General features: G+C 42.0%; 11 protein-coding genes and 1 pseudogene. 9 read left to right on the top strand and 3 right to left on the bottom strand.

Annotated features, from left to right (window positions below; genetic code table 11):
* Both AC1U9U_RS13075 and AC1U9U_RS13070 read right to left on the bottom strand, forming a co-directional pair.
* A pseudogene (locus tag AC1U9U_RS13075) lies at nt 1–160 on the bottom strand (ABC transporter permease); the annotation flags it as partial.
* 85 nt (nt 161–245) lie between these two features.
* Nucleotides 246–1,268, bottom strand: coding sequence for an ABC transporter substrate-binding protein (locus tag AC1U9U_RS13070; protein WP_479960992.1), 1,023 nt, complete (start codon nt 1,266–1,268; stop codon nt 246–248).
* 375 nt (nt 1,269–1,643) lie between these two features.
* On the opposite strand from AC1U9U_RS13070, the gene AC1U9U_RS13065 reads away from it, so the two are divergent.
* Nucleotides 1,644–2,054 carry a LysM peptidoglycan-binding domain-containing protein gene (locus AC1U9U_RS13065; protein WP_479960991.1) on the top strand — a complete coding sequence of 137 codons (411 nt, stop codon included), beginning with the start codon at nt 1,644–1,646 and terminating at the stop codon, nt 2,052–2,054.
* 52 nt (nt 2,055–2,106) lie between these two features.
* On the opposite strand, the gene AC1U9U_RS13060 is transcribed toward AC1U9U_RS13065, so the two are convergent.
* On the bottom strand, nt 2,107–2,859 hold the full coding sequence (locus AC1U9U_RS13060; RefSeq protein WP_479960990.1) for a hypothetical protein: 753 nt from the start codon (nt 2,857–2,859) through the stop codon (nt 2,107–2,109).
* A gap of 710 nt (nt 2,860–3,569) precedes the next feature.
* Between AC1U9U_RS13060 and AC1U9U_RS13055 the strand changes: the two genes are divergently transcribed.
* From AC1U9U_RS13055 to AC1U9U_RS13020, 8 genes are all read left to right on the top strand, one after another.
* Nucleotides 3,570–3,698, top strand: a complete 129-nt coding sequence (locus tag AC1U9U_RS13055) for a hypothetical protein (RefSeq protein WP_479960989.1) — start codon at nt 3,570–3,572, stop codon at nt 3,696–3,698.
* A 102-nt stretch (nt 3,699–3,800) separates the two neighbouring features.
* A complete protein-coding gene (locus tag AC1U9U_RS13050; protein ID WP_479960988.1) occupies nt 3,801–4,784 on the top strand; it encodes a 2-hydroxyacid dehydrogenase in 984 nt (327 codons plus the stop codon).
* Nucleotides 4,753–5,610: a GNAT family N-acetyltransferase gene (locus AC1U9U_RS13045; RefSeq protein WP_479960987.1), complete on the top strand. Its 858-nt coding sequence runs from the start codon at nt 4,753–4,755 to the stop codon at nt 5,608–5,610. The genes AC1U9U_RS13050 and AC1U9U_RS13045 overlap by 32 nt, the downstream gene beginning before the upstream one ends.
* A 12-nt stretch (nt 5,611–5,622) precedes the next feature.
* Entirely contained in the window at nt 5,623–6,564 is a 942-nt protein-coding gene (locus AC1U9U_RS13040) for a nucleoside recognition domain-containing protein (RefSeq protein ID WP_479960986.1), read from the top strand.
* Nucleotides 6,565–7,001: 437 nt separating this feature from the next.
* Nucleotides 7,002–7,586 (top strand): flavodoxin family protein, encoded by a 585-nt coding sequence (locus tag AC1U9U_RS13035; RefSeq protein ID WP_479960985.1) that lies wholly within the window; start codon nt 7,002–7,004, stop codon nt 7,584–7,586.
* Nucleotides 7,587–7,730: 144 nt separating this feature from the next.
* Entirely contained in the window at nt 7,731–8,600 is an 870-nt protein-coding gene (locus AC1U9U_RS13030; protein WP_479960984.1) for a DegV family protein, read from the top strand.
* A 103-nt stretch (nt 8,601–8,703) separates the two neighbouring features.
* The gene (locus tag AC1U9U_RS13025; RefSeq protein WP_479960983.1) at nt 8,704–10,431 is read left to right on the top strand and encodes a phospho-sugar mutase; all 1,728 of its coding nucleotides are present in this window, start codon (nt 8,704–8,706) and stop codon (nt 10,429–10,431) included.
* Nucleotides 10,432–10,656: 225 nt separating this feature from the next.
* On the top strand, nt 10,657–11,621 hold a 965-nt coding region (locus AC1U9U_RS13020), incomplete at its 3' end, for a Clp protease N-terminal domain-containing protein (protein ID WP_479960982.1).

Raw genomic sequence — 11,621 nt, 5'->3', positions numbered from 1 at the left:
AGATAAGAGTGGCTGCGGTGGCAGCTCCAAGCGTGAAGCTGCCCTCCACAGAAAGGTCCGCATAATCCAGTACTCTGAAAGTAAGATATACTCCCAATACCATGATCGCGTACATCAGCCCAATTTCTAAGGTTCCTACTACAAGTTTTTGGGAGATCATTTTAAACACACCTCAATATTTTCGCTTCTTCTTTTATCTCTATCTCTATCTCTATCTCTATCTCGCCTAGAACAATGAATCTTGATTATTTAATTGTAGCCTTATCGGCTATTTCGGCCGGCACATTAATGCCTAGAAGCTCAATGGTCTCTTTATTTAAAACTATATCAAATTTCTTTTGGTTCTCAATCGGCATCTCAGCCGGCTTAGCACCTTTTAAGACGCGAACAGCCATTTCACCGGTTTGCTGACCAAGGTTGTAATAATTGATGCCGATTGTGCCGAGGCCACCGGCATCGACTACACTGCTTTCCCCGGAAATAAGGGGAATTTTGTTCTCGTTGGCAACTTGAACTACCGATTGGGCCGCTGAAACCACCATATTATCAGTGGGCACATAGATAGCATCGACTTTGTTGACTAAAGATTGAGCAGCTTGGAGAACATCGGCACTACTAGCTACCGAAGTTTCTACGACAGAAAGACCTAGGGCGGGTGCCTCTTGTTTTACTACCTTTACCTGCACTTCTGAGTTAACTTCAGCGGCATTATAAATTACACCAACAGTCTTGACATTAGGGACTAACTTTTTCAAAAGTTCCAGTTGTTCTTTAATCGGGTTCATATCCGTGGTTCCGGAAACATTAGTTCCTGGCTTTTCCATACTATCAACAAGTTTTGCTTCCACAGGATCGGTGACGGCCGTAATTAGAATAGGAATATCTTGTGTAGCACCGGCAATGGCTTGGGCGGAAGGAGTAGCAACTGCCAGAATTAGGTCAAGCTTACTGGACGCAAATTTTTCGGCAATAGATTTAAGAAGGGAAGAGTCACCTTGCGCGTTTTTGTACTCAAGTTTTAGGTTCTTGTCAACTTCATAGCCGTTAGCTTCCAGCGCATCTAAAAAGCCCTGGCGAGCTTTGTCAAGCGCCGGATGCTCGACAACTTGGATAATACCAATATTCACTTTTTCCCCTTGAGAAGAACCTTGTTCTGGTCCCTGACCGGATGTTGAACTAGGGGTTGAGTTGCCACATCCGGCTAACCCTAATGCCAGAACGAGGCTTAGACCTACACCGAGAATTTTTTTTAAACTACCTTTTTTCATACCTACAAACCTCCTCTTCTTTAGGCAATAAAAAATACACCTCCACAGGGGTGCACTTATCGCCTCACACCTACTGTTCTACTATACTACTAATATTCTATTTTTTATTATCATATAGTTTTATCTAGATAATGTCAATCCTCTTTTATCGGAATGTTTTAAAAAAATTATTTGTTATCTATTCTGTTCTATAACCCGGATAGTTTTCGCTTTTTTACCATTTTATGTGTAGATTTAATAAGAGAGCCTGTCTCGACATTTTAAGAAGAATTTTTTTCGTACATACTCCATTATCTTCCATTCCCATATATTACTATTAACCGAGAACCTTAGAAAAACATCACCGTCAGGTTATTGATATGAGGAGGAAATCTAATGAATATGATGATGAATGGCACCGATCAGATGATGGGTATGCATCCTGCACACACAAGGCATTTTGCCACCGCAAATTGCTGTTATCCCCCAGGTGGTTATGTCACGTTAGATCCAAATTACTATCCCGGTCAAGTAACTTTGGACCCAGGCAATCCCTACTACTCCTATTGTGGAACGGAGAGCATGCCTCTTGACCACCAACATTACCAACATCACCAACATCCCCATCACTGTCCTTGTCCGACCCCAACTCCGGAACCACTCACTTATGTGGTAAGACAAGGGGATAGTGTCTATAAAATTGCCCAGCGTTTTGGTACCACAATGCAGGCTATTATCTTAGCTAACAATCTCAGAAATCCTAATTTAATCTATCCTGGCCAAGTTTTATATATCCCTGTTAACTAATCTTCCTATAATAAAGATCTCTCGTCTTGACTGCAAGACGAGAGATCTTTTATTATCTAACCGATGGTTCTCCTTTAATTGACTGAATTTCAGCAAAAGCTTTCTCTACTTCTGTAGGTTCTCCTTCAATAACAAGAGTTACCGATCCTTCAGAACCGGCTACACCACCAGCACCAATACATTTAGCCTTTACCTTGAAAAGAGATGTTAAAGCGGAGGTCTCCGTAACAACTGTTGCTCCTAGCATGGGGATGAGCCCGACTTTATCGCCAATTGCCTTATCCACATGGGCTAAAGCCATAAATTCCACAGCATCACGCACATCCGGAATAAGTTTTTCAAGACCAATAGGTACAACCAGCTCAACTCCACGGGCATAAAGGGGACCGGCAGCAGTGCCGATGGTTCCTCCCATAGAATTAGAAACTAAAACGGCCGCTAAACCAGTGTGATCGACTGCATTTCCACCTTTAATAAAAATATCGCCGGTTTTTAATTGAGGAAGAATCTCTTTCCAATGTACAGTTGAATCTAATGCTTGCCCCTTGGTTATTACGTACGGATTAATCCTGTTTTCTTCTTCGCTTACCCCTGTTTTTCCTTCTGAAATCATGCCTACGGTATAACGGCTTTTTTCTTCAATTATTTCACCCAAAAATTCCTCCAAGAGGAACCCATTGGTGGTACCTCCGGCAAGGATGATGGTATGATCTCTAAGTGCTTTTTGAATGCTAGGCAAAGCTTTGACTCCTTTAGCAATAAGGCGTTTCGATTCACTTGGGGTTAAAGTAAATTGTGCTCTCATGGTAATACCTCCCGTTAATTCATAAATATGTTACGCAAATCCCATTATCTTCCTAGTATAAAAATATTGACAGAAGAAGTTATCTATTTTATTATATAAGTGTAGAAAAGATTCAGTCAAGTTTCTCGCAGGGCTCCTCCAAGTCAGTAAGAGAATTTACAGGTTATCCATTTCGAGTATCTAAATCCAACGGTTTCGAGATCTTGAATATCCTAACCTAATTTCTAACTTTTGGACATTCGCTTTGTGGGAATCCGAAGAACCTTTCCAGAGTAACAGTCTTATGTCATCCAATATCTAAAAATCTTTAGTGTAATAAGTTCAATTTATTTACCCTTATGGTTTAGTCTAAAGTCAGCTCTATTACCCAGGGAAATCTTCTTCGTTGGAGGAGCTTTGCGGGATTTATTTAATTCATTAAGCCTTTGATCAAATGATCAAAGGCTTTTGTTTTTTATAAAGCATTTCTTCCATAATCTAGTAACAATCCAAAGTCAGGTAACATAACCTAAACTAGGAAAAAGATTCCAAAGCAAAAAGATACAGGAGGGAAATGTTATGGCATTAGGTGCAGGTTATGAGTGTGGTGGAGGACCAAACTATCTTGCTGGGATCGCTGTTGTGGTTGTTATTATTCTGCTGCTCATCGCCATGGGCATTGTATTCTAAGTTTAGGCAATAAATTAACATTTGAAAGGGGGATAACATTTATGTACGGATACGGTGGATACGGTGGATATGGTGGCTGCGGATGCGGAGGCGGATTTGGCAGTTGTGTCGGCGTAGGGATTATCGCTATTGCAATTCTGATCCTGATTGCTCTTGGTGTAATCTTCTAATAGATAAATCGTTGGAGCGTCCAGAATGGACGCTCTTTGTTTTTTATGTAGGTTATGATAATCTAGGCAATATGAAATAAAATTAGAATTGAGGGATAAACCTTGAAGCCAAAAGTTTTTATATCACGTCAAATTCCAGACGATATATTGGCCTCGATTCAAAAAGAATGTGAGGTTAGAGTCTGGTCGGAAGCAGATACCCCGGTTCCCCGCCATATTTTAGAAGAAGAAATTAGTGAAGTTGACGGATTGTTTTGTCTGCTGACCGAGTCCGTCGATGAGTCTTTGCTGTCTCAAGGGAAGAATTTAAAAGTTGTTAGCAATATGGCTGTAGGGTATAACAATATTGATCTGAAAGCCGCAACCCGACGAGGAATTATCGTTACTAATACCCCTGGAGTTTTAACTGAGACAACGGCAGATCTTACTTTTGCTTTGCTTATGGCAACTGCTCGCCGTATGGAAGAAGCTTCGCAATTTTTACGACAAGGAAATTGGCGGACCTGGTCGCCGATGCTTCTAGCCGGACAAGATATTTACGGAGCAACCATCGGAATTGTAGGGATGGGGCGAATCGGGGAAGCAGTAGCCAAGCGGGCCAAGGGCTTCGATATGGAAATCATATACCATAATCGAACTAGAAAACCCGAGGTGGAAAATCGCTTGGGAGCAACGTATCGGGAGCTGGATGATCTGCTAAAAGAATCGGACTTTGTCTGTATTTTGACTCCCTACACACCACAAACCCATAATCTAATCGGGAAAAGAGAACTAGAGCTCATGAAACCTTCAGCAATTCTAATCAATACGGCTCGGGGTGGCATTGTTAATGAAGCGGAGCTCTATGAAGCACTAGTAAAGGGAAAAATTTATGCTGCAGGGCTTGATGTTTTTGAGACGGAACCTTTGCCCCCGAGTCATCCATTACTAACCTTACCAAACTGTGTTGCCCTTCCCCATATCGGTAGTGCCACGATTAAAACCCGTAGGGCAATGGCTCTTTGTACAGCGGAAAATCTAATCAAGTCCCTACAAGGGGAGATTCCACCTAACTGTGTTAATCCAACGGTACTTGGAAAGGAATAAGTTTATGGTTATGTATTCTGATTTGGCTAATACTGATTTAGCTGAGCTAACTTATGCTTGGAATCGCTGCTGGGAAGGTTATTATTACCAAAATTATTTTTCCGAAACCCAAATGTCAGCTTGGATCGAAAAGAATCATGTGGATCTAACCAATTCTGTCTCCATTAAACATCACGAGAAAATAGTAGGGTTTTCACTGTTAGGTGTTGACAAGGAAATGGGTTGGATTGCCGGAACTTGTATTGCTCCGGATTTTAGAGGAAGGGATCTCTTTACTCCGCTGTTACTTAATCAACTGGAAAGAGCAAAGAAGCTTACCATTCAACGACTCTGGCTTGAAGTATTAAGTCAAAATTTTGCCTATAAGGTTTATAAAAAAGTTGGTTTTAAAAAAACCAGGGAACTTTATGTTTATCGCTACTCTCAAAACCTAACTGAGCTTAAAGATCTGCGGAACCAAGGGGTTTACCTTAGAGAAATGCAGTTAGAGGATTATTTTCAAGCAAGAAAAGAGGCTGGTTTTAATCCGGCCTGGCAAAGACGCGAAGCATACCTCCGACATTATTCCTCTGTGTCGGCATGGCTTAGTTTTGACGAAAAATCCGGAATGCTTCTAACCAAAGACACTCACCTTTTGCTGGACGCTTGGACTGTAGCTTGGGATCAGGCAGATAAGCTGCTTTCTTCCGTTTTAACCTTAACTCAAGGGGAGTTTATCCTAACCAATCAACCAAAAGACTGGCTCACCGCTTATTTAACCCGAATAGGTATTAACCCTTCCGATATTCAATATGAAATGTGTTATTCCATTAATCATAGTTCATAGCTGGAGGCTGTAATGAATACTTTAAGACGTGGTTTGAAGAATGGACTCTATACATTATGGGAATTAGGGAAGGTAATTTTCCCAATTACCTTACTTGTAAAAATATTACAGTATACACCAATTCTGCCTTGGCTGATTTCCCTGCTGAATCCCATGATGAAGTGGATTGGACTGCCTGGAGAAGCGGCTATTCCTCTCGTCTTTGGTAATTTTCTTAATATTTATGCGGCAATAGGTGCTATCCTTTCCCTTGATCTTACTGTGAAGCATGTATTCATTTTGGCCATTATGCTTTCTTTTTCTCATAATCTCCTTGTAGAATCTTCGGTAGTGACAAAGCTAGGGGTAAAGATTTGGGTAGTTATAGGGATCAGGGTTGCTTTAGCCCTTATTTCCGCAGTAATTATCAATATCGGCTGGCAAGGGGGAAGTGAACCCGCTCAATACGGCTTAGTTGCTTCTTCCCCCGATGCACTAAACGGTTGGGGGGAAATAGTTCTTAACGGTGTTCAAAGTGCCTTGCTGGGAATAGTACAAATGGCGATCATAATTATTCCCATTATGATCGCCATCCAATTTCTTAAGGAATTAGCCTGGCTGGAGATTTTCTCACGATGGCTATCACCCGCAACCCGCTTTTTGGGAATGAAAGAAAACTCTTCGCTGACCTTAGCTGCCGGAATAGCTTTCGGCTTAGCTTACGGAGCCGGTGTAATGCTTCAATCTTATAAGGAGAACGGGGTATCGCCAAAAGACATGTATTTGGCAACAGTGTTTTTGGTGTCTTGCCATGCGGTTGTGGAAGACACCCTGATTTTTCTTCCCCTAGGGATTTCCGTTTGGCCCTTACTCCTGATTAGATTAACCGTTGCCATCATTCTTACAGTTTTAGCAGGGTTCTTGTGGAACAAAAAGGAGCATAAAGCATATAATAAGAAAAAAGTTTCTTGTTGAATTATTAGCATAAACTTAACCTAACAGCATAAGATAAAGGGTGGGTTAAAAAATATCAAAAAATATTACAAGTTATCCTTTAATCTCCTATTGTAATAAAATGATAAAATTGTTATGATTAAGAAATAAATTTGAAGGGGGGAGTTCAATGAGTGAAAAAGATAGGCTTATTATTGAAGCAATCCTGGCATCGGTTGGTTTGGAACCGATTAAGCTAACCAATCCAAAGATTGATTGCAAGCAAAAGTAAGCATTAAAATAATGAATCCATAGAAAGGATCTGGTCATTTGTCGGGCACCCAACAAATAAAATATTGCCAAGATATTTTCTGTGTACTAAGGTAAAAGCGAGTTCCTAATGAAATAGGCACTCGCTTTTACTATATCTGGAAGATCGTATATAATGGAAGTTATATAGTAAAAAACGAGGTGGTCAAATGAAACCGCATATTTTAGGTATAGCCGCAAGTCCCAGACGAAATGGCAATACTGATCGTTTGCTGGACTTTGGGATTAAAACTTTAAACCAAGCTGGATATACCACCGAGGTTATCAATATTCGTGAGCTGAAATATTCTCCCTGCCTGGGGTGCAATGCTTGCGCCAAGACGGGTAAGTGTGTTCAAAATGATGACATTCAATACCTACAAAAAAGATTAGTGGCTGCCGATCGCCTAATAGTAGCTGCTCCGGTATTTTTTATGGGGATTAACGCACAGATGAAAGGGGTTATTGACCGGATGCAAACCTTCTGGGCTTTAAAGTACGTATTTAAAAAACCGGTTATCTCGGATGACAAGCGATTGCCCCGTCACGGGCTTTTCCTGTCCGCAGCCGGTACGGATTTTTCGGATGTTTTTGCCTGTGCTGAACGTTCTGTTAAGAACTTCTATCATGTACTCGATGTCAAGTATTTTGGATGTTGTGTCTATCGGGGAATTGATAAGGCAGGGGAGATTGATAGTCATCCCACAGCTTATCAAGAGGTTAGTGAGCGTGCTATCGCCCTGGCTGAGCTTTAATTGAGTATACGAGCGAAATAATTGAAAATTTCGTTAGAAACTTTGATTTTCTATTCAAAATTATTATTAACTTATGATATACTACCATTAGATTGCGTTTTCGTTATTTTTGTTCAAATTTCAACGTAGAAAGGACCTTTGCGAATGTCAAAGCCTAATTGTTCTCTAGAAACAAAGATTGCCATTGTCACCGACAGTGCTTGTGATTTAGAGCCGGAAATTATTAAAGAATATGGAATTGAAGTCTTACCCTTACATATACTTTATCATGACCGGGAGTATCGGGACCGTGTGGACATATCGCCTCAGGAGGTTTACGATTCTTTAGAGCAGGAGGTTCCGAAAACTTCCTTGCCCTCTCCCGCAGAAATACATGCCGTATTTAATCGTTTGCGTGAACAGAAAGTAACTCATGTTTTGGCCCTCCATCTTTCCAGTGGTTTAAGCGGCACCTTTCAAGCAGTATCATTAATTGCCCAAGATTTTAAAGATATGATCATAGAAGTGGTGGATACCAAAACTCTTTCGATGGGCTTGGGACTAACGGTTATTGAAGCAGCCCGCGAAAGCCGTCGCACCTTGGATTTTGAACAGGTGGTTAATACTGCTAAGAAGGCCGTGGGAAAAATCAAGGGCTATTATGTTCTCTCCACCCTTGAATATCTAAAAAAGGGGGGAAGGATTGGCTACGTAGCAGGAACAATTGGCGAATTGCTTAACTTGAAACCGATTATTTCCATTAACGAAGAAGGCAAGTATTATACTTTTGCGAAAGTTCGTGGTCGCGAACAGTCTTTAAAAAGACTCAAACAAGTACTTCTAGACCATTTGCGGGAAAGTGTGGCTAGCATAGCCATCGTCCATGGGGGTTCTGAGCCTGAAGCAAGAGCTCTGGAAAATGTGGCTCTCGAACATCCTAATGCCAAAGAAGTATTCTTTGGTCAGATTAGTCCCGCTTTAGGTGTTCATACCGGACCGGGCCTTGTAGGTTTGCTGGTTTTACCTACCCAGTAAAAGTAACCAATAATGTTGCTTCTTACATGAGCTTACAGGTTAATCTGTGAGCTTTTTTATTTGTGCGTACATTACTTGAAAAATACAGTGGAGGAGAAGAAAAATGATACAGGAGAGATATCACTTTTGGTCCACAAATCCTTATTTCGATGAGGCAACTCGCCTCGAGGTTGCTGCCTTAAAAGACCCCAAGGAAATAGAAGATCGCTTTTACACGGATCTAGAATTTGGTACCGGCGGACTGAGGGGAATCCTTGGTCCCGGAACTAATCGTATGAACACCTATGTAGTCCGTAAGGCAACCCAAGGATTAGCTGATTTGATCCTTGAGGGAGGGGAAGAGGGGAAAAAACGAGGTGTAGTCATAGCTTACGATTCAAGACACCTTTCCGATCGCTTTGCCCTAGAAGCAGCCTTAATTCTTGCCCGTAACGGAATCAAAGCTTATCTTTTTGATGCCTTACGTCCAACACCGGAGCTTTCTTTTACTGTCCGTTATCTTAAGGCTCAAGCTGGAATCGTTATTACAGCCAGCCATAACCCCAAAGAATATAATGGGTATAAAGTATATTGGGAGGATGGTGGTCAGGTACCGCCGGACCGTGCCGACCAGATTCTTGCCCATATTAAGGCACATGAACGCTGGGACGATCTTCGTCCACTTGCGGAAGAGGAGGCTCTGGAAAAGGGACTACTCATTAGGATCGGCGAAGAAATTGATAAAGCTTACGTTGAAAACATTAAAGAACTGGCTTTATATCCGGATCTTACTCAAGAAAAAGGCCGAAAGTTATCCATCGTCTATACTCCCTTGCATGGAGCCGGGAACATACTGGTACGTAGGGTATTAAAGGAAATGGGGTTTGCGGTTTTTACGGTACCGGAACAGGAAATGCCGGATGCGGGATTTTCCACAGTTCCTTATCCCAATCCGGAGATTCCCTCAACCTTTGACTTAGCTCGCAAATATGGTGAAGTCCTAAATGCCCAGATGTTAATCGCTACCGATCCCGATGCCGACCGTCTTGGCATGGCATTTCGAACCCCTAGGGGAGATTATCAACAACTTACAGGCAATCAAATCGGCACCTTATTGACTTACTATCTAATCACTCAGAAGAAAAAGCTAGCAATTCTCCCGGATAAAGCGGTAATTATTAAAACCATTGCTTCTACTGATTTAGCCGACCTCATGGTGAAGAATTTAGGGGTGCAGATTGAAAATGTTTTAACCGGCTTCAAGTTCATCGCTGAAAAAGAGCAGGAGATGGAAGAGGCGGGAACAGGTGATTTTCAATTTGGATTTGAAGAAAGCTATGGATATTTAGCCGGTCATTTTGTACGGGATAAAGATGCGATTATTGCTTCATTGCTTTTAGCGGAAGCCGCCCTCTATTATCAAGAGGTGGAAGGGCGTTCCTTACTTGATGTCCTTGAAGATATCTATCAAAAATACGGTTATTTTATCGATGATCAAATTTCCCTAACTCTCGAAGGGCGGGAAGGTAAAGAAAAAATGAACCGGATCATGACCAGGCTTAGGGAAACAGAAGTAGATTTTTTGGGGGGAATACCCATTGAACGAATTGACGATTATGAACTGGGAATGGGTAAACAAATCATACCCCAAACCCAGAGCTATAAGCTTACTCTTCCACAATCCAATGTGATTCGCTATTCCTTCCATGAAGGTGGCTTTGTCATGGCCCGTCCCTCGGGAACCGAACCGAAAATTAAGTTTTATTTTAATATCAAGGCCACCAAGGCTGAGGAACTGGAAAGTACCTTGGCCCGTGTAAAAAAAGACCTACTTAAGCTTATTGATGACTAAGTTTTAGAAAGTAAACGCCCTCCCCGCATAGTAATATTGCTATCAGGGAGGGCATTTTTATAACGTCAAGCCTTGGTCGTCTTGATCCCCCAAAAAAATGAAAGTGAAAATAAATAAAAATACTCTGACCTTTATTGACCTTCGTCAACTAAAAGCTTATAATTACATTGTCAGCAAAGATTTACCAATACTAATAATAGCTTGATTCATATAGGAGGGATTGACATGTCTTTTGATACCAATCGATTTACCCAAAAATCCCAGGAGGCGATTAGCCAAGCTCAGAATATGGCTCAAAGGAATGGCAACAGCCAAGTAGAACCGGAACATTTGCTTTTATCTCTCCTTGAGCAGGGTGAAGGGGTTGTTGTCCAAGTACTTGCAAAATTAAATGTGACCGTAGGTGCCATGGCCTCAAAAATACGCCAGGAAGTCAACCGTTTCCCGCGGATAAGCGGTGCCAATGTCCAGTTGACTATTTCTCCCCGGCTTCGTAATGTTTTGGTTTCTGCCCATGATGAAATGGATACCTTTAAAGATGAATATGTAAGCACAGAACACCTTTTGTTGGCTATTCTTGATCAAGGAGGAGGAGCCGCAGAAAGAATTCTTAAGCAAGAGGGACTTAATCGCGAAAAACTTCTCCAAGCGCTTCGGGAAGTCCGGGGTACCCAGCGGGTTACCAGTCAAACCCCGGAAGGAACCTTTCAGGCCTTAGAGCAGTATGGTCGCAATCTTGTGGACCAAGCACGAAGGGGGAAATTAGACCCTGTCATCGGTCGCGATGAGGAAATCCGCCGAGTTATTCAGATTCTTTCCCGGCGCACCAAAAACAACCCGGTCCTGATTGGCGAACCGGGAGTAGGTAAAACGGCAATTGTCGAAGGATTGGCCCAACGAATTGTCCGGGGAGATGTTCCCGAGTCGGTTAAAGACAAAAAGGTCATTGCTCTTGATATGGGCTCACTCGTTGCCGGTGCCAAATATCGCGGCGAGTTCGAAGAAAGGTTAAAAGCCGTTCTCAAAGAGGTCCAGGAAAGAGAGGATATTATTCTTTTTATCGACGAACTTCATACAGTTGTCGGGGCAGGTGCCGCAGAAGGTGCCATGGATGCCGGTAACATGCTTAAGCCCCTGCTGGCTCGGGGAGAGCTGCATATGGTGGGGGCTACAACCCTCGATGAATATCG

This window comes from Desulfitobacterium sp. (genome assembly GCF_982384815.1).
Note: the sequence above shows the minus strand (reverse complement) of the source record. Positions and strands in the feature narration are given on the sequence as shown.

Bases quoted from the DNA above. Each gene is read 5' to 3' on its own strand.
- AC1U9U_RS13070 (WP_479960992.1), bottom strand. From the start codon at position 1,268: ATGAAAAAAGGTAGTTTAAAAAAAATTCTCGGTGTAGGTCTAAGCCTC.
- AC1U9U_RS13065 (WP_479960991.1), top strand. From the start codon at position 1,644: ATGAATATGATGATGAATGGCACCGATCAGATGATGGGTATGCATCCT.
- AC1U9U_RS13060 (WP_479960990.1), bottom strand. From the start codon at position 2,859: ATGAGAGCACAATTTACTTTAACCCCAAGTGAATCGAAACGCCTTATT.
- AC1U9U_RS13055 (WP_479960989.1), top strand. From the start codon at position 3,570: ATGTACGGATACGGTGGATACGGTGGATATGGTGGCTGCGGATGCGGA.
- AC1U9U_RS13040 (WP_479960986.1), top strand. From the start codon at position 5,623: ATGAATACTTTAAGACGTGGTTTGAAGAATGGACTCTATACATTATGG.
- AC1U9U_RS13035 (WP_479960985.1), top strand. From the start codon at position 7,002: ATGAAACCGCATATTTTAGGTATAGCCGCAAGTCCCAGACGAAATGGC.
- AC1U9U_RS13030 (WP_479960984.1), top strand. From the start codon at position 7,731: ATGTCAAAGCCTAATTGTTCTCTAGAAACAAAGATTGCCATTGTCACC.
- AC1U9U_RS13025 (WP_479960983.1), top strand. From the start codon at position 8,704: ATGATACAGGAGAGATATCACTTTTGGTCCACAAATCCTTATTTCGAT.